This is a genomic window from Gardnerella sp. KA00718 (genome assembly GCF_049244285.1).
Classification (GTDB): Bacteria; Actinomycetota; Actinomycetes; order Actinomycetales; family Bifidobacteriaceae; genus Bifidobacterium; species Bifidobacterium vaginale.
In genome coordinates this window covers 1,381,742-1,400,431 of the sequence record NZ_CP058370.1, presented here as the reverse complement: position 1 = coordinate 1,400,431, position 18,690 = coordinate 1,381,742, and the positions used below count along the sequence as shown (strand labels likewise).

Below are 18,690 nucleotides of genomic sequence, written 5' to 3'. Positions count from 1 at the left end.
GCTTATTAGAACCGACGGGGTTGGCCCGTATAGCCAAACACGAGAGGCTGCAAGAGTTGCGTAAGCATCTTGCAGCAAGCGAGGTGGTACCGCGGCAATAACTGTCGTCCTCGCAGGGAAATATTCACCCTGTTGAGCGAGGAGAGCACAGTGAGCGAATCCACTAATCCAGCAACTAGCGCGTGCGCAAATACGTCTGCAAATCACGTATATCCGAAAGCAAATGTAACTGCATCAACGCAAGAAAACGCCGGCGCGCAAGTTGCACCAAATCCTTCCTTCCCAAAGCTTGAAGAATCAGTTCTCCAATACTGGGATGCAAACAACACTTTCCGCAAGTCAATCGAATACCGCCCGTCTGGCAAAGGTAGCCAAAACGAGTTTGTGTTCTTCGATGGCCCTCCATTCGCAAACGGTCTTCCTCACTACGGCCACCTTCTCACAGGCTATGCAAAAGACGTGGTTCCGCGCTATCAGACTATGCGCGGCCGCAAAGTAAACCGCGTTTTTGGTTGGGACACTCACGGACTTCCAGCAGAGTTGGAAGCGCAGAAGGAACTCGGCATCGAGTCGGTTGAGCAAATCGAAAAAATGGGCATCGCGAAGTTCAACGATGCTTGCCGTGCCAGCGTTTTGAAGTACACGAACGAGTGGCAAAACTACGTACATCGTCAGGCTCGCTGGGTTGATTTCGAGCGCGGCTACAAGACACTGAACATTCCATATATGGAATCCGTAATGTGGGCATTTAAGCAGCTTTACGATAAGGGCTTGGCTTACAAGGGTTACCGCGTGCTTCCGTACTGCCCGAAGGACCAAACTCCACTTAGTGCCCACGAGCTTCGCATGGATGCGGATGTGTACCAGAATCGTCAGGACACTACCGTTTCCGTGGCTGTTAAGCTTCGCGACGAAGACGATGCTTACGCAGTATTCTGGACCACTACTCCTTGGACAGTTCCAACAAACTTCGCAATCGTAGTTGGTGCAGATATTGATTACGTGGAAGTTCGCCCAACTGAAGGCAAGTTTGCTGGCAAAAAGTTCTACATTGGTAAGCCTTTGCTTGGTTCCTACACTAAGGAACTTGGCGAAAACTATGAGGTTGTGCGCGAGCTTAAGGGCGCTGAGATGGCTGGCTGGCGCTACTATCCAGTGTTCCCTTACTTTGCAAGCGATTCTGCGCTCGCTGAGGGTGGCACTCCTGGTCCTAACGCTTTTACGATTTTCACAGCAGATTATGTTGACACCGCTGAAGGTACTGGCCTCGTTCACCAGGCTCCTTACGGCGAAGACGATATGAACACGCTTAACGCGCACGAGATTCGCAGCGTTGACGTGCTTGACGCAGGCTGCAAGTTTACAAGCGATTGCCCAGATTACGAAGGCTTGTACGTTTTTGACGCGAACTTGCCAATTTTGCGCAACTTGCGTGCAGGAGACGGTCCGCTTGCTCAAATGCCGGAAGATCAGCGCGCGTTGCTATTCCAAGAAAAAAGCTACGTGCACAGCTATCCTCACTGCTGGCGTTGTGCAACTCCGCTTATTTATAAGCCTGTTTCTAGCTGGTTTGTGTCTGTTACGAAGATTAAGAAGCGCTTGCTTGAGCTTAATCAGGAGATTAATTGGATTCCTGGAAACGTTAAGGACGGCCAGTTTGGTAAGTGGCTTTCTAACGCTCGTGATTGGTCTATTAGCCGTAACCGATTCTGGGGCTCGCCAATTCCAGTGTGGGTGAGTGACGATCCAAAGTATCCTCGCGTAGACGTTTACGGTTCGTTGGATGAGCTTAAGGCTGATTTTGGCGACTATCCTCGCGACGACGACGGCAATGTGAATATGCACCGCCCATATATTGATCGCCTTACTCGTCCAAATCCAGACGATCCTACTGGAAAGTCGCAAATGCGCCGTATTACGGATGTTCTCGACTGCTGGTTTGAGTCTGGTTCTATGCCTTTCGCGCAATTCCATTATCCTTTTGAAAATAAAGACTTCTTCGAAGAGCACTTCCCATGCGATTACATCGTTGAATATATTGGTCAGACTCGTGGATGGTTCTACACGCTTCACATTATGGCTACGGCTCTGTTCGACCGTCCAGCTTTTAAGAATGTGATTTGCCACGGCATTGTGCTTGGCTCCGACGGTCAGAAGATGAGTAAGCATTTGCGCAATTATCCGGATGTGAACGGTGTTTTCAACGAGTATGGTTCAGATGCTATGCGTTGGTTCCTTATGTCTTCGCCAATTTTGCGCGGTGGCAATTTGATTGTGACTGCAGACGGCATTAGGGATACGGTTCGTCAAGTTATGCTTCCAGTTTGGAGCTCATATTACTTCTTCACTTTGTATGCGAACGCTGCAAACGGTGGTAAGGGTTACGATGCTCGCAGGCTTCGCGCGGACGAGGTTGCAGGACTTTGCAACATGGATCGTTATTTGCTTGCTCGCACGCGTTTGCTTGTTGAGCGCGTAGAAAAATGCTTGAACGAGTTTGCAATTAGCGATGCTTGCGCGGCAGTAAGCGATTTTATTGACGTGCTTACGAATTGGTATATTCGCGGCAGCCGCGACCGATTCTGGAATGAAGACGAGACTGCTTTCAACACGCTTTACACTGTGTTGGAAGTGTTTATGCGCACGATTGCTCCTCTTGCTCCTATGGAAGCAGAGGCTGTGTGGCGTGGTCTTACTGGCGGCGAATCCGTGCATTTGGCTGATTGGCCTTATTTGGTTGAGCCGCAAATGCTTTCAGATGGCGAGAAGAACCCTAAGGCTGGCGAAGTCACTGAGCTTGGTACTGTTCTTGCGCACGACGATGCTTTGGTTGCTGCTATGGATAAGGTTCGCGAGGTTGTGTCTTCTACGCTTTCTTTGCGCAAGGCGGAACAGTTGCGTGTGCGCCAGCCGTTGGCAAACTTGACTGTTGTTGCAGAAAATACTGCTGCTGTAGAGCCTTACGAGCAGGTGCTTGAGCGCGAGCTTAACGTGAAGAATGTCACATTCTGCACTTTGCAAGATGCAAGCGAACACGGTTTGAAGATTGTTCACGAGCTTAAGGTTAACGCTCGCGCGGCTGGCCCTCGTTTGGGTAAGCAAGTGCAGTTTGCTATTAAGGCTTCTAAGAGTGGCGATTGGCGTGTTGACGAGTCTGGCGCTCCTGTTGTTATGACTCCAAACGGCGAAGTTGCGCTTGAACAAGGCGAGTATGAGCTTGTTAATCGCGTTGAGTCTTCGGATGCTCAAGCGGCTGCGAATACGGCTTCTTCTGCAATGCCAACTGGCGGTTTCGTTATGCTCGACACTGCTTTGACTAGCGATTTGCTTGCTGAAGGTTACGCTCGCGACGCTATTCGCGCTGTTCAGGATGCTCGTAAGGAGAACGGTTTGGATGTTACAGACCGAATCGCTTTGACTTTGAATGTGCCTAGCGTGGACGTTGCTAAAGTTGAGCAGTTCCGTGATTTGATTGCTAACGAAACTCTTGCTACAAGCTTAGAAGTTACTGAGGCTGATTCTAGCGCAACTGAGCTTAGCGTAAGTCTTAAGCGCGCGTAAAAAACACAACTAACAGCTAATTAACTAAACAAAAAACGTGCCGTTGTATGATTCATACGTCGGCACGTTTTGTTTGTCTTCGTATTTCGCATAAGTGTAGGCGAAATCGGGGTCGCGATACGCTCTAAGCGAAAAGTGAAGCAATGCGACACTCTGATTTTCTACACTTCCATACCTTCATATAAATTCATTATGACAATAATACAAATTTATTCATGTTTGTATTTGTTAGTTTTATAGAAAAATTGCAATACGAAAGTGCAGGTAACGAAATGAGTGGCGATGAAAAGGGGCGGTGTATTTTATTCGCGTAGTAAGCGCGACTTATCAAGTGTTACCGCAATTGTTGGAATTGCAATAATATCACTGTTTGTTTTATTGGCGATTTTTGCCGACCTTTTTACTCTTATTACAGGTAATGATCCATATAGCGAAAATCCCGATGTTTTGTCGGATTCTTCGTTGCCTACAGGCATAGGCGGAATAAGCTCAAAACATTGGTTTGGCGTAACGCCATTGCGCGGAATTGACTTATTTGCAATCATCTCTCACGGCGCAAGAATCTCTCTTGGAATTGGCTTAGCTTCTACTGCAATCTCCGTTGTTTTAGGCGTTGTAATTGGCGTTATTGCTGGTTATTTTGGTGGTTTTGTTGATTTTGCAATTTCTCGCATTATGGACGTGTTCTTTGGGTTTCCGTTCCTAATCTTTGCGATTGCGCTTTCTGCGATTGTGCCTCAAACTTTCCCGCGTCCGCTTCTTTTAACTCTTATAATCGGCTTTTTTGGTTGGCCTAGTATGGCGCGATTGGTTCGCGGCGAAACACTTAGCCTTAAAAATCGCCATTTTGCTGTGGCTTCTAGAGTTATGGGCGCTAGTGCTTTTCATGTTTTGCGCAATCAGATTTTGCCAAACATGCTTCCAATAATCATTGTTAATACAACACTTTCTATACCAGGCCGTATTGCACTTGAAGCGGCACTTTCATTTCTTTGCGTTGGCATGAATCCGCCTTCGCCTTCGTGGGGACGCTCAATATCCGACGCAGTGCAGTGGGCATTGGTAGACCCGTGGTATTTAATATTCCCAGGTTTATCTTTGTCCCTGCTTGCGCTCGGGTTTAATATGCTGGGCGATTGGCTTTCTTCAAAAATGGAGATAGCAGCATGAGCGTTTTTCTTTACATTATTAGGCGCGTTGCAAGCGCTTTGGCTGTTATTGCTGTTATTGCAATGGCAATGTTTTTGATTTTCTTTATGACTCCAACAAATCCTGCTCAGCTTATGTGCGGCAAACCTTGCACGCCTGAGCGTTTAGCACAAGTTTCTGCGTTTATGGGAACTGATTTGCCTTGGTATAGTCAGCTTTTTAACTATTTACAGGGTATTTTTGTTGGCCGTACTTTTGGCGATTCTGCATCTGCCAGCGCAATTGTTTGCGCGGCTCCTTGCTTAGGATGGTCTTTTGCGCTTAATGAACCTGTTACTGGTTTGATTTTTAGTCGTTTTCCAGTTACAGCATCAATCGCCATTGGCGCTGCTGTTTTGTGGATGATAATTGGCGTATTTGCAGGCGTTTTGCAAGCTGTTAAGCGTGATTCGTGGATTGACCGCTTAATTGTAGCAATATCTTCGATTGGTATTTCGTCTCCTACCTACTTAATTGGTTTGCTGGCGATTATTGCTTTTGCGGTTTACATTCCCGTTTTTCCTACGGGTGGATATGTTAGCTTCTTTGCTAATCCTTTTGACTGGGCTTGGCATCTGCTACTCGCTTGGATTGTTTTAGCGTTGATAAATGGCGCTTTTTATGCGCGCATTACTCGTTCTACAATGATTAGGGAATTTGGTAAAGATTATGTGCGAACTGCAATAGCAAAGGGCATGCCCGATTCACATGTTGTAGTAAATCATGCTTTGCGAAATGCGATTTTACCAATATTTACAATGTTTGGTTTAGATCTTGGCGGTCTTCTTGGTGGAGCGGTTATAACTGAGCGTGTGTTCTCTATGCACGGGTTGGGTTCGCTTCTTTTAGACGCTGTTAAGACTTTTGATTTGCAAGTTTTGGTTGGAGTTACGCTGTTTTCGGCCGCTCTTGTAATAATTGCAAATCTTATTGTTGACGTCTGTTATTGTTTGCTTGATCCTAGAGCGGCTAAAGTCGCCCTTTAAAGTGGTGATTAGTGAGCGATTAAAATCGCCAGCAAAATCGCCATTAAGGTTGCAACTAAAGTCGCTACTAAAGTCTTCTTTAAATCACAATAATAAAAATTTTTAATAACTTTATAACTTTATAAAAAATTAAGGAAAAATCATGCAAAATACACAAAATATACAAAATTATTATCAAATCATCAAAAAATTTAATCGCGGTTTTGCTCTAAATATATTAAGAGCAATTGCTGTAATTCTAGTGTTTTCGCTGGTTTATGCATTTTCTGCTTGCGGAACTGCTGTGCAAAGTGGTCAAAACCTACAAAAAAGACTACCAAATGCTTCTGTGCTTAATAGCAATCCAAAAAAGGGCGGAACGCTTACGATTCTAAGCTCTGAATCAAAAATGGATTTTGATCCTGCAAGAAGTCAGGGTTTGCCAATAACTTCTAATAGCCTAGTTTTCCGCGCTTTAACAACGTGGAAAGTAACGCCAAGTGGCAAAACGCGTGTTGTTGCCGATTTAGCAACAGATACGGGAACTGCTTTAGACGGCGGAAAAACTTGGAAGTACACTCTTAAAAAAGGCATTAAATACCAGGATGGAAGCCCAATAACGTCTAAAGATATTAAATATGGTCTTGAGCGTTCTTTTGCAAACTCGCTTACAGGCGGATTCGGTTACCACAAAGCGCTTTTGGAAGGCGCTAAAGACTATGCCGGTCCGTTTAGTGGCAAATCTTTGGATTCGATTGAAACTCCAGACAATCAAACAATCATTTTTAAACTAAATGCTGCTTTTGCTAATTGGCCTTGGGTTGCGTCTTTGGCGGCCTTTGCTCCCGTTCCGTTAAATTCTGGGAATGCGCAGGATTATGGTAAAAGCCCAGTTGCTTCTGGACCGTACAAAATTGTTGAAAACGAAGTTGGCAAGCAAATTGTTATGGTTAGAAACACTAATTGGGATTCCAGCGCGGATTCAATTCGAGCTAATTACCCAGACAAGATAATTTGGAAGCTTGGTGTTGATCCTTCTGTTGCTGCCCAATCTATGATTCAAGGCAATTCTGGCGCAGACAATGCTATTCTTGCAGATTTTGTGCCTCCAGCTCAACGCGCACAAGCTAAAGCAAGCTACAAGTCGAGCAATCTTTTAGTTACAAGCGGTGACGGAGCGTTGGAATATTTGGCCATGAACAATCGCCGTATTAAAGATGTTAAGATCCGAAAGGCGATTCAGTACGCTGTAGATAAGCAGTCGTATCAGCGAGCAAAGGGCGGTGCGGTTGCTGGCGGTTTTGCAACAACGCTTATTACTCCAGGCGTAAGCGAGCGCAAAGTCTATAATCTCTATTCTGCAAATCCGCGTGGGGACGTAGAAAAGGCTAAACAATTATTAAAGGAATCGGGTAAATCTAAACTAAAGTTTAGTCTTATTGCTCGCCCAGATCAGGCGCAAGTGGCATCTTCTATTCAAGCAAGCTTAAAGCGCGTTGGAATTGATGTTTCTATACGAACTGTGGATTCGCAGATTTTTACCGATATGATTACTGGCGATTCTGGCGACTACGATTTAGCTTTGTCTAAATGGCAGCCTGATTTTCCTTCTGCGTATGCAAATATTGGTCCGCTTTTTGACTCTTCGCAAATAGGCGGCGGCAATTGGAATATATCTCGCTACTCGAATCCAAAAGTGGATTCCTTGATTCGCCAAGCTGTTGGCGTTATAGATAAGTCGCGTGCAGATTTGCTTTGGCAGCAGGTTGATAAAGAGATTATGCGCGATTCTCCAATCGTTCCGCTTATTTACTCTAAGAACACTTATATTCACGGAAGCAATGTGGAAAACTTCTTTGTTGGGTCTTTCCCGGCTTATCCAAACTATGCGCGAGTTTCGCTTAGAAACTAGAAAAGGATTTAAGAAAATGTTGGAAAATCGCGAAAACCCAGTGCTCAGCGTTAGTAACTTGTCTATTGCGATTGGCAAAAATCAGATTACGCATAACGTATATTTAAACTTATATGCGGGCAAAATTAGTGCGCTGGTTGGCGAATCTGGTTCGGGAAAGTCCTTAACTTCGTTGGCATTAATGGGTCTTCTTCCAGACGATTTTAGTGTTTCTGGCAAAGCGGTTATTAATACAAGCGCTAATGACAGTTTGGATTTACTAAGCAATAATGCTCCGTATTCTTATATTCGTTCGGGGCTTATTTCAATGGTATTCCAAGAGCCATCTACAGCATTTAATCCAGTTATGCGCATTGGCAAGCAAATTGAAGAGTCATTAAAATATCATCACGAAAAGTTTGGCAAGATGAGCGCTCGCGCTAAAAAATCGCGAGTTCTTGATTCCCTTAGCGAGGTTGGCCTAAAGGATGTAAATCGCGTTTATAGGTCTTATCCGCACGAACTTTCTGGAGGGCAGCTTCAGCGCGCAATGATTGCAATGGCAATTATTAATCAACCTTCTTTGCTTATTGCAGACGAGCCTACAACAGCTTTGGATGTTACAACTCAGCGTAAGATTTTGCAGCTTTTGCGCGATTTAGCTAAAAAGCATAATATTGCGGTTTTGATTATTACGCATAATATGAGCGTTGTTAAGGCTGTTGCAAACACAGTTTATGTTATGAACAGTGGCAGTATTGTTGAAAGTGGGCTAGTTAAAGATGTGTTTTCTAATCCTAAAAACAGCTATACGCGATCTCTTTTAGACTCTATTGTTGATTTTGATATTAGTAATTTAGCTAGCGAATCAACTAGTTCGGAGGCTGGCGATTTTTGCGTAAACATTCAAAATGTTTCTGCTAAATATGCTAAGTATTCTAAAATTTTCAACCCTTCTAAATACGCAATAAGTGATTTGAACCTTAATATTTTAAGGGGGAAAACGCATGCGCTGGTTGGCGAATCTGGTGCTGGAAAAACAACGATTGCAAAGCTTATTTCTGGTCAGCTTAAGCCAGAATCTGGCAGCATAAGCATAGAGGGTCTTAATTTATACTCCGATTGCAAAAAACGCGCAAATCGCAAGATTTTAAGCAATATTGGGTTCATTTTCCAAGATTCTGGCTCGGCGCTAAATCCTTTAAAAACTGTAGGTTGGAGCATTGCCGAGCCTCTTATTGTCAATAAAAGTCTTAGCGAAGAAGAGCGCAAAAAGCGCGTGGAGCTTGTTCTTAATCAAGTGCATTTGCCATTAAGCTTAATAAACAGGTTCCCGCACGAGCTTTCTGGCGGTCAAAAACAGCGAGTTGGCATTGCGCGAGCGTTAATAAATCGTCCTTCTTTGATTATTGCAGATGAGCCAACTTCGGCGTTAGATGCAAATCATTGCCTAAAAATCCTAAATCTTTTAAGTAGCTTGCAAAAGCAGTACAACTTTTCGTGCTTGTTTATAACGCATGATTTGGCTTTAGTAAGCCGCATTGCTAGCCAAGTTAGTGTTATAAAAGGCGGAAGGATTGTTGAGCAGGGAAGCGTTAAAGATGTATTGCGTTTACCTAAAAATCCATACACGCGCAGTCTTATTGATGCTGTTTTGCAATGATTATGTTTGTGCTAAAAAGTACCATTGTAAGAGTTTATTAGGAGGTTTTTATGTCTTCGTGCGCTCCAATAGGTGTATTTGACTCTGGGTTAGGTGGTATTTCTGTAGTTCGTGAGCTTCGAGAAGCAATGCCAAATGAGCGCATTATATACTTTGGGGATTCTGCTAATGCTCCATATGGCATAAAAACTCCGCAAGAAGTGCGTGAGCTTAGTTTTAAGATTGTTGAGCATTTTGCAAGTCTTAATGTTAAAGCTATTGTTATTGCTTGCAATACTGCCACTTCTGCTGCTGTTAAAGATTTGCGTGAGCACTATAGTATGCCGATTATTGGCATGGAACCTGCTCTTAAGCTTGCTTGCGATTTAGGTGGCGGCAAGCCTCAGAGCGTGATTGTTGCTGCTACTCCTTTAACGCTTAAAGAGCGCAAGTTTGCGGAACTTATGAATCGTTTTACGCAAGATCACCAAATTTTTTCTAGACCGTGTCCAGATTTGGTAGAAATTGTGGAAAATGGTGATTTAGGCAATAAAAATATTGTTATGAGTGCTTTGCATAAGTATTTTGATTCTTATGATTTAAACAATATTGATTCAGTTGTTTTAGGCTGTACTCATTTTGTGTTTTATAAAAGTTATTTTCGCGAGTTTTTGCCTGATTGCGTGAAGATTGTAGATGGTAATGCTGGCACTATTCATCATCTTAAAAGCGTCTTAGATTCAATGAATCTTCTTGCGGATAAAGATGACGAGGGGAGTGTTTTGCTCACTAACTCCGATTCAAGCGATCGTATTGCTAAGCTATCGCAATCTCTGCTTAATAGTGACTGCTGATTATAACTTTAATTTAAATTGCAGCTTATAAATATGTGATGAAATATGTGATGAATTTAGTTGTATAAGCTTTTGATTCAACTAAATATAGCATGACCGTATTTGCTTAAAATTAATAGCACGATTACGAATATCCATAGTGAGTCTACGATTAAATCGTAGTTAATTCTGTAATACGCGTTTAGAATTTTATTTTTTAATCCAATTCCTTGCGCGCTAACTGTTGCGTGGCTAAGTGACATGAATTGTATAGTAGTGCAAAACATTAGTACTAAGCACCATGGGCAAAGAACTTGTATTACGAACATTGATTGAGAAAACAGCCAATACGCGTACAAGAGTGCGCATAATCCGCCTATCCAACTAAATATCGCTAGCCATTTTGGAAGTTTTACTTTTGCTATTCCGACTACAGCAAGTGTTACAAATACGCTTTCGGCTGCTATTCCAAAGAAGGCGTTAGGGAAGCTTAGTTCGCCAAATCGTATGAATTCTGCTTGCCATGTTTGAGCTACTTTAGAGCATGATACGAGAGTGTTTATATCGCATCCAAGCGCTTTGTGCGGTGTGCGCGCAAGAGCTAAAGTCTCAGAAGATAATATTAGAGATGTTAGAAGGGCTATTGCAGAAGTAACTAGCATAATAGCGTAAACCCAAGTAGCAGAATGTCTCCAGCCTTTTAATGAGTTTGTTTCGCAAAGTGTTTTTCCGTCTACATTGTTTTCCGTTTTAGATAGCTCATTTATATTTGTGAGTTCTGTTTGTGAATTACAGCTATCCATAAGTACTCCTGTAAACGCTAATAATGTAGGGATTAATCGTTTATAAGATAAACGTTACATGCCACAGTTTACGATAATTGTATGACTGTAACTAGCACTAGCGCTGATATTGATTTTTTTGCAAACCCTGATGAGAATAATTCTGGTTGGGATTTGCATTGTCATACCTTTTATTCCGATGGTACAAAGTCGCCAGAAGATTTGGTAAATGAAGCTAAAACTATTGGTCTTAAAGGTGTGGCTATTACAGATCACGATACTACTGCTGGTTGGAGTGATTTTAAAGAAGCTGCTAATATTGCGGATTTTCCAGTTATTTTTGGATCCGAAATCACATCTGTAGAAGGTAATATATCTGTTCATATGCTTGCTTATCGTTATAATCCAAACGACGAGTGCATTATTGAAATGTTTGATTTAACAAGGAAACGTCGTTTAAATCGTACGCGTAAAATGGTGGAGCTTATGTCGCACGATTTTCCGATTACTTGGCAAGATGTTCTTGATCAAGCAGGTAAAGGGAATCTGACTACGATTGGCAGACCACATATTGCAGATGCATTGGTTGCTGCAGGTGTTTTTGAAACAAGATCTCAGGCTTTTGCAGGGCCAGTAGCGCCTCATGGACCTTATTACATTCCTACGCCATCTCCCAGCGTTGATGAAGTTATTAAAGTTATTAAACATGCTGGGGGAGTAAGCGTTATTGCACATCCTGCGGATTATAGTAGGAATCTTGTTATTCTTTCAGACTCTCAAATTGCTCATTACGCTAGTTTAGGTCTCGATGGTTTAGAAGTGTATCATCGTGGTAATTCTTTAACGCAAAGACAAAGACTATTTGGATTAGCAAAAGACTTGGATTTGCTTGTTACTGGCGGCTCTGATTGGCACGGAAGCGGGAAACCAAATAGTCTTGGTGAAGAAACAACTAGCGACGAAGTAGTGAGTAAAATCCTAAATCGCTAGTTTTGTAATTACAATGCGTTGAAACCAACAGTGTGTGTTGGGGTATCTCCGATTATTGCATAGGCAAAAGAGTTGCTAGGTACAACAATTTTCCTGTTATTTTTATCTGTAATGGTGATTAATTTTTCGTCTTTGATTGCATTGGTTATAATATTCTGCACGTCTTCTTCGCTTTGTTCTGATTCAAAGCTGATAGTGTCGTTTACGTGTTTAACTCCGATTGTTACCTTCATTTTGTTTCCTTTAATACTTTTGATACTTTTAATAATTGGTTTCTTTGATTTTACTTAATATTTAGCATCTAATATTTAGTATTTACGAATTACTCAGTTTGTCTTTAGCATCTTTAATAGCTTGATCTGCATCTTTTAGCATTGGGATAATAATAGTTGCTGGCTTATCTAAATCTTCATTGTTATTTTTGCCAGTATTTTCTACATTGTTATCTTTGCTTTCGATGCTGTTATTGCTCTCGAACTTGCTTTCGATGCTTCCGTCACTATTCTTGTTACTATTATTGGCGTTATTGATAATGCTATTTATAACTTGTGTTTCTAGATTATCAGCAACAGATGTAGTTTTAGTAGCATTCGTATTATCAGACTCTTTGTAAGAATCTTCTTGCGCTTGTGAATTTGAATAGTTCACTTTTGTAGGGTTTTCACTCGTGCTGTCGTTATTGCTGTTTAAAGCAATTGTCTGACTTTTAGCACTTATATTGCTCTCATTTGTGGCATCAGAAGATTCAATAGTATCGTCTTTAACTATATCTCCTACAGTTAGAGAAGACGCAGGATTTGCGCTTGAATTGTTGTTTTGATTAGCATTTGCGTTTCTAGAATTGTTTATACGCGTAAGCTCGTGAGCAAGACGTTCTACTTGTGCTTTAAAGCGCATGATCCCAGTTGTATCCGCACGCTGCAAAGCTTGAACAAAGTCGCCAACCTGCTCCATTTGAAGCCATAGGTTTGCGCGAAGCATAATCATGCTGTCTAATCTGGCTCCTAGCATTCTTCCGTAAGCGCTAAGAAGTGCATTCCTATGCTGTTCATTAAGTTTTGCAAAAATCCACGCTAAATCTCGCGCAGGATCGTTGATTTGCATGCTCTGCCAATTGGTTATTGCAGTAATCGTAGATCCAGAAAATAGAAAATCTCCATCTTTAAAACCGCCGTGAACAGGGCAAGTGTCAAATGCCCACAATCCATCGGTTTCAAGCACTCTGGACCAGTTATCGGTGATTTCAGTAGGAATGTGACCAGCTTGACGTAGCCTTTTAATCCAAGATGTTAATTGTGCTCGAATCTGACCAGTAGTAAAAGTAGGGTAGCCGCCTTTTGTTAAAAATGCTGGGCTTAGTCGGTGAATTGCGCCCATGGCTGTGCCAGCGTTTACGCAATCGTCTGTTGTAAGAAGGCTTAATTCTCTAGCGCTTCCGTTTAAATGTGGGCAAATCAATACTGTTGGATTATTAAAATCTGCCTGTCCAAGTCTTTCGCCATATAAGCTGTTTGAATCAGATTGGTTATCTTCTTGTGTAGATTGTGTAGATTGCGCAGCTTTTGTATTTTGCGTATTTTGATTGTTCTGGTTTGAAAGGGAGCCAGGAACAAACTTAAGCATTTCTTCGTGTGCAAATCCAAGAGCTGCAAGTCCTTTGGTTTTTTGCAGCACCCATGCTGCTCTAGCTCTGTCGTGTAAGCGTTTTTGCCCTTTTTTCTCGGAGCTTACAAAAATGTCATAAAGGTTACCAGAAACGTCTTGAATAACGGCATGAGATATTCCCGCAGCGGCATCGGTGGCGTTTGCCTGCTCACTTTGGCGGGTTCCGGCGAATTGTACTTCTGGCATGACCGATGAGGCCAGCGCTACCAACTTGAATCTGCTTATCTGTGTCACAGTTCAACAGTAATACAAAGCAGCGAGATATAGTCAAATAACCTTTAACCACATTTGTGTTTTAATCTTTTATTTTTTCTTTGTTTGCTGTAACAATAGAAATATGATTTCTTCTCCAGAGTCATTATTGAATGATTTAGATGATTCACAGCGTGCAGCAGCCATGGCGTTAAATGGTCCTGTTCGCATTGTGGCGTGCGCTGGTGCTGGTAAAACTCGCACTATTACACGCAGAATAGCGTATGCGTGTGCTAAAGGAGAATGGGATGAAAATCGCGTTTTGGCGGTAACTTTCTCTGTAAAGGCTGCTAAAGAAATGCAAGAACGTCTTAAAAAATTAGGTGTTAATAATGCGACTGTTGCAACTTTTCATTCTGCAGCATTAAAACATTTACGTAAGGTATGGGATTCAGTGTGCTCAGCTCCTTTTCCAAGAATAATGGATGATCCTAAAGAAGTTACAGAGCAAGCATTGATTCATTACACAGATCTTGCAAATATGACGTCTGTGCAAATAAGAGATATTATTTCAGAAATTGATTGGGCGAAAGTTTCGCTTATTGCACCAGATGATTATGCGAAAGCATATGCTTGTGTTCATAGAGAACTCCCTGCGGGCTTAGATGTTAAACAATTCGTAGAAGTTTATAAAGCGTACGAGATTGAAAAAAATACGCGTAATCTTATTGATTTTAACGATTTGCTCCTTTTAACCTGTCATATTTTAAGATCTTTCCCTAATGCTGCTAAACAGATTCGTAGTTTAATAGGTTGGGTTACTGTTGATGAGTATCAGGATGTTTCGCCGTTGCAACATGAGCTTCTTGTACTATGGTTGGGCGATAACCGCAATATTTGCGTTGTTGGAGATCCTGCCCAAACCATCTATTCTTTCGCTGGTGCTAGTAGCTACGATTTACTTGAGTTTCCAAAAGAATTTGCACCAATCTACGCGGATATTAGTTTGAATACGGATTACAGGTCTACAGAACGTATTGTTGGTCTTGCTAATCGTGTTCTTTCACAATCTGCGTGTAGGCGTGATTATTTAAAATTAAAATCAAATATTAAGGGTGGCGCTCGCGTTTCCAAAAGTATTTATAATACTGATTACGATGAGGCTCTTTCTGTTGCTCAGCAGATTTCTAAAGCTGTTAAATCGGGGGATGCGCTTCCTACGGATTTTGCTATTCTTACGCGCACTAATGTTCAGCAGAATATGTTTTGTAGAACATTAGGTAGCTTGGGCTTACATTTTTCTGTTAAAAAAGATGCTGGTCTTCAACCTGATGTGCTCGATAATAATATAGATAATACAGAAGTAAGCAATTCCAATTCATCGGTTGCTGGCGACTTATCCTTTGCTGATACAGATAATAAGTTTGTAGATAATGTTTCCGAAAAGAAGCATGTTGATTTAATTAAAAAATCTTTACTTCCTGTAACTATATCTACAATTCACGCGTCTAAAGGTTTGGAATTTAAACACGTTTTTTTGGTTGGCTGTTCTGAAGGTCTTCTTCCTTTTGGATCTTCTGTTAGTAGAAGTGAAGATGAGGATGAAGAAGAACGCAGACTTATGTATGTTGCAATAACAAGAGCGGAAAAAACCTTGCATATTTCTTACGCTCTTTGCAAGGATTATGGAAGTGGTATGCAAAGAACTGTAAGTCATTTCTTAGAATAATTTGTTTAAAATAATTCTAAGAAAATCGCAAGTTTTTCCGCTCTGTTTTATTATTTCTATTCATTTATTATTCATTTGTTATTTATTTATTGTTATTTATTATTTATTTATTTATTATTCACTTATTATTTATTTATATCTGAATCGGGATTTGAATCAGAATCAGTTTCACCGTTATCTGAATCTTCGTCAGCATTGTTGTTTGCGTCATCAGATTCGTCGTCAGACGTGTCATTAGATGCTAACAGTTTGCTTAATTCATCGTCCCAATTCACATCTTTGAGTTTCTTTTCTAAATCTTCACTATTCTTGAAGTCTTCCAAATTAGGCATATTCATGCTTGATTCTTTTGACTCTTTATTTGTTTCAGTTTCCGATTCAGAATTAGACTCAGCATTAATTTCAGCATTAGTCTCAACATTATCATTTTTCTTATTTTCATAAGAATTTTCATGTTCAGACTCGTCGTTATCAATCTTAGAAGCTGACGACTCTTCATTATCTGTAGAATCAGCCTCATAGGATTTGCTTGCCTCATCTTTGTTTGTAGAATCTGCAGAATCTATTTGCTTATTATTATCTGTGCTATTTTCATCTGTAGTATTCGTTTTTTTATCACTTGCGCTTTCCTCATCCTGAGACTCTGGTAAATCAGGCAAAAGATCAGGATGATTCCACATAGAGTCTCGCTCCTCAATGCCTTTTTCGCTTGTGATCGAATCCCATAATGCTGCAGCTTCTCGCATTCTGCGCGGTCTTAATCTCAATCCGATAAGAGATTCAAAAGTTATTTCCGAAGGTCCACCTGCAGCGCGCTCGCGTCTCATCATCTCTCTAAGTTGATCGATGTGTGGAATATGTGCCATTCCAGCACGCCAAATAACGCAATCAACCCAACCTTCTGTAAGAGCAAGAAGTGTTTCCAATCCTCTAAGAGCCTGTTTTTGACCCTCCGTGTCTGTATCTGCAACTTTAGAAATATCTACCGCTCCAGAAACAGCTTCTGGATCCATTTCTTGAATATCTCTAAGCTGGTCTTCTACAGCATCTAAGTCAATAGAAATACCATCTGCATACTTTATAATCAGAGCTTCAAAACGTGGCATAAGCCATGGTACAGACGCAAACAAGCGAGCGTGTGCAAGTTCACGTAAGGCAAGATAATTCATAACTTCTGTTACGTCTAATCCCCAGGTTTTTGCATAATCTATGCAATTGTACGGAATAAGACCTCCAGCTGGATTGTTAAGTAATGCTATACCTTGATCGAAGCTTCCATGAACCTCGTGAGATAATGCTCCAGCAGCGTATCCTAGTTGCATAGCAAAAGATGTATTTCCGAGCAATCTCATAAACTGGTCAGGTTGTTTTACCTCATCTGGCATAGGGATTGGCATAATTCCATCGTATATGCCATCCACTTCTGTATCTTGTGAATCGCCGAATCTTGCGGATATTACGCTTGTAAACGCCTCGCACACAGATTTTGCAACAGGGTTCGCGAATTTAACCCACGAATCTATTGTTCCTTCAATCCAATCAGATCTAGAAAGAATATCAGGTGTTCCTGGCGCAGGATTTAAGTTGCAACTTGTGTCTAGCCACAAGTTTGCTTGGCTAAGTGCTCTTCTGGCACAGTCTGCAACTTCAGCGTTTACGGTTCCTCCGTCGCTTGTTGATCTTTGAATAGCGATAGATTGTGCAAGCTTTTTATTTATTGGACCGTCTTCGAGAGTCACTCTCATTTCAAGAGGATTGTTTAATCCTCCTGTAGAAAAAGCTTGCATCATGGCGTGAACTTCGCCTGGTGTCGGAAGTCCTCCAATTCCACACCTTTCCTTGATGTGTTCGCGTATGTCAAAAGGGAGGTTCTCAAAGTTGTGCCATGCTTTTTCGCCTTGTTCAGAACCAAAGCAGTCGACGAGCCACTGGTGAATTTCTTCTTCGCTCATAGTTAAGTCCTTACAGTCTTAGTTAAAAGTCATCTAATATTTTCTACGTTATTTCGTATTCATTTATTAGTGTGACTTTTTGCAGCTTATTACAGATTCTACCTGATATACGGCAATTTTCATTCAATAAATCAATAATTTAAGTAACTTTTTTAATTTAATATTTTGAATGAATCCTAATTCCGTTATGCGTATGGCTTGAGTATAGAATTATTTCTTATGACTAATAAGATATTTGCTGTTTTTAATAATGGATGTATGACTGTTATAAGTTTTACGAGTAGAGTTTTTAATTATTTTGTTAAATATTTTTCTTCAAAATCCGTGCAGTATTTTATTGGACTAATCATTGGTATTCTTGCGATTATTGTGCTTTTTCTTCCTAGCGCATATGTTGTTGAAGAACCAGGACCAACTCAAGACGTTTTAGGAAAATCTTCTGGAAAATATGTGATAAACGTAGATAATCCTAATAATCCTAATAATCCTAATAATCCTAATAAAAAAGCTGCTTCAGCTGTTTCGGGTTTAAAATCGCATTCAAAAAGTGGCAAATTGCTTTTAGTCACAGTAAATACGTCTGGAGTGCCAGGGTATGAGATTCCAAATATTTACGCTGTTTTATCTTGGTTTGATTCAAAAAAGCAGATTTTGCCGCGTGAGGTGTTAGTACCTGTAAATCAAAATGCAAGTGATTATAAAAAAGAAACAAATAAGCAGATGACTTCCTCGCAATCTTCTGCGCAAGTGGCGGCTTTGGATTATGCGAAGAAACATCTTAATGTGAATGTAAAAAACGTAAAAGTTAAGATGCATATAGACGATATTGGCGGTCCTTCTGCAGGAATGATGTATGCTTTGGGTATTTTAAACAAGTTAACTGGCGTAGATTTGGCTGGCGGCAAAACAATAGCAGGCACGGGAACCATTGATAATAATGGGAAAGTTGGGGCAATCGGCGGAATTCGTTTAAAGATGATATCTGCTAAAAGAGATGGTGCAAGATGGTTTCTAGCGCCAAATAGCAATTGCGATGAGGTGGTTGGCAATATTCCGCAAGGTTTAAACGTAGTAAGCGTTAAGACTTTAGATGATGCGTATAAAGCGTTGGAGAAAATTAAAGCTGGTAAAAGTATAAAGTCTTTTAAAACGTGTAATGCGAAGATGTAGAAGGTGTAGAAGGTGTTGCTTCATTTTTAACTCTTTATTTCTTTAACTCTTTATTTCTATTATCGAAAATCCTATATTTAGTATGTTTTATTATGCAAAGTGCTGCATATTGTGTTTTAAGACACGCCGA

At 41.1% G+C, this 18,690-nt stretch carries 13 protein-coding genes; 9 read left to right on the top strand and 4 right to left on the bottom strand.

Going from position 1 to position 18,690, the window contains the following annotated elements:
• Positions 1–150: 150 nt before the first annotated feature.
• The 6 genes from ileS to murI all read left to right on the top strand — a co-directional run bounded on the left by ileS (position 151) and on the right by murI (position 10,101).
• Positions 151–3,561 carry a mupirocin-resistant isoleucine--tRNA ligase gene (gene ileS, locus HXT55_RS05735; RefSeq protein ID WP_421792714.1) on the top strand — a complete coding sequence of 1,137 codons (3,411 nt, stop codon included), beginning with the start codon at positions 151–153 and terminating at the stop codon, positions 3,559–3,561.
• Positions 3,562–3,843: 282 nt separating this feature from the next.
• Positions 3,844–4,731, top strand: coding sequence for an ABC transporter permease (locus tag HXT55_RS05730; RefSeq protein WP_421792712.1), 888 nt, complete (start codon positions 3,844–3,846; stop codon positions 4,729–4,731).
• Positions 4,728–5,735, top strand: a complete 1,008-nt coding sequence (locus tag HXT55_RS05725) for an ABC transporter permease (protein ID WP_004115673.1) — start codon at positions 4,728–4,730, stop codon at positions 5,733–5,735. The genes HXT55_RS05730 and HXT55_RS05725 overlap by 4 nt, the downstream gene beginning before the upstream one ends.
• 142 nt (positions 5,736–5,877) lie before the next feature.
• On the top strand, positions 5,878–7,626 hold the full coding sequence (locus tag HXT55_RS05720; protein WP_004575030.1) for an ABC transporter substrate-binding protein: 1,749 nt from the start codon (positions 5,878–5,880) through the stop codon (positions 7,624–7,626).
• Positions 7,627–7,642: 16 nt separating this feature from the next.
• Positions 7,643–9,268 carry an ATP-binding cassette domain-containing protein gene (locus HXT55_RS05715; RefSeq protein WP_064623537.1) on the top strand — a complete coding sequence of 542 codons (1,626 nt, stop codon included), beginning with the start codon at positions 7,643–7,645 and terminating at the stop codon, positions 9,266–9,268.
• A 50-nt stretch (positions 9,269–9,318) separates the two neighbouring features.
• The gene (gene murI, locus HXT55_RS05710) at positions 9,319–10,101 is read left to right on the top strand and encodes a glutamate racemase (RefSeq protein ID WP_101892071.1); all 783 of its coding nucleotides are present in this window, start codon (positions 9,319–9,321) and stop codon (positions 10,099–10,101) included.
• Positions 10,102–10,178: 77 nt separating this feature from the next.
• Here the strand turns inward: murI and HXT55_RS05705 are convergent, their stop codons facing one another.
• Positions 10,179–10,883: a vitamin K epoxide reductase family protein gene (locus HXT55_RS05705; RefSeq protein ID WP_004115666.1), complete on the bottom strand. Its 705-nt coding sequence runs from the start codon at positions 10,881–10,883 to the stop codon at positions 10,179–10,181.
• 81 nt (positions 10,884–10,964) lie between these two features.
• On the opposite strand from HXT55_RS05705, the gene HXT55_RS05700 reads away from it, so the two are divergent.
• The gene (locus HXT55_RS05700; protein ID WP_004115664.1) at positions 10,965–11,852 is read left to right on the top strand and encodes a PHP domain-containing protein; all 888 of its coding nucleotides are present in this window, start codon (positions 10,965–10,967) and stop codon (positions 11,850–11,852) included.
• An 8-nt stretch (positions 11,853–11,860) separates the two neighbouring features.
• Here the strand turns inward: HXT55_RS05700 and HXT55_RS05695 are convergent, their stop codons facing one another.
• Positions 11,861–12,085: a DUF3107 domain-containing protein gene (locus HXT55_RS05695; protein ID WP_004112344.1), complete on the bottom strand. Its 225-nt coding sequence runs from the start codon at positions 12,083–12,085 to the stop codon at positions 11,861–11,863.
• 82 nt (positions 12,086–12,167) lie between these two features.
• Positions 12,168–13,703 carry a phosphotransferase gene (locus tag HXT55_RS05690; protein WP_421792708.1) on the bottom strand — a complete coding sequence of 512 codons (1,536 nt, stop codon included), beginning with the start codon at positions 13,701–13,703 and terminating at the stop codon, positions 12,168–12,170.
• Positions 13,704–13,854: 151 nt separating this feature from the next.
• On the opposite strand from HXT55_RS05690, the gene HXT55_RS05685 reads away from it, so the two are divergent.
• A complete protein-coding gene (locus HXT55_RS05685) occupies positions 13,855–15,438 on the top strand; it encodes an ATP-dependent helicase (protein WP_004575085.1) in 1,584 nt (527 codons plus the stop codon).
• A 125-nt stretch (positions 15,439–15,563) separates the two neighbouring features.
• Here HXT55_RS05685 and HXT55_RS05680 read toward each other — a convergent pair whose 3' ends face one another.
• Positions 15,564–17,390, bottom strand: a complete 1,827-nt coding sequence (locus tag HXT55_RS05680; protein ID WP_421792706.1) for a zinc-dependent metalloprotease — start codon at positions 17,388–17,390, stop codon at positions 15,564–15,566.
• Between the two features lie 219 nt (positions 17,391–17,609).
• Here HXT55_RS05680 and HXT55_RS05675 point away from each other — a divergent pair, with 219 nt between their 5' ends.
• Entirely contained in the window at positions 17,610–18,560 is a 951-nt protein-coding gene (locus tag HXT55_RS05675) for a S16 family serine protease (RefSeq protein WP_421792704.1), read from the top strand.
• Positions 18,561–18,690 lie beyond the last annotated feature (130 nt).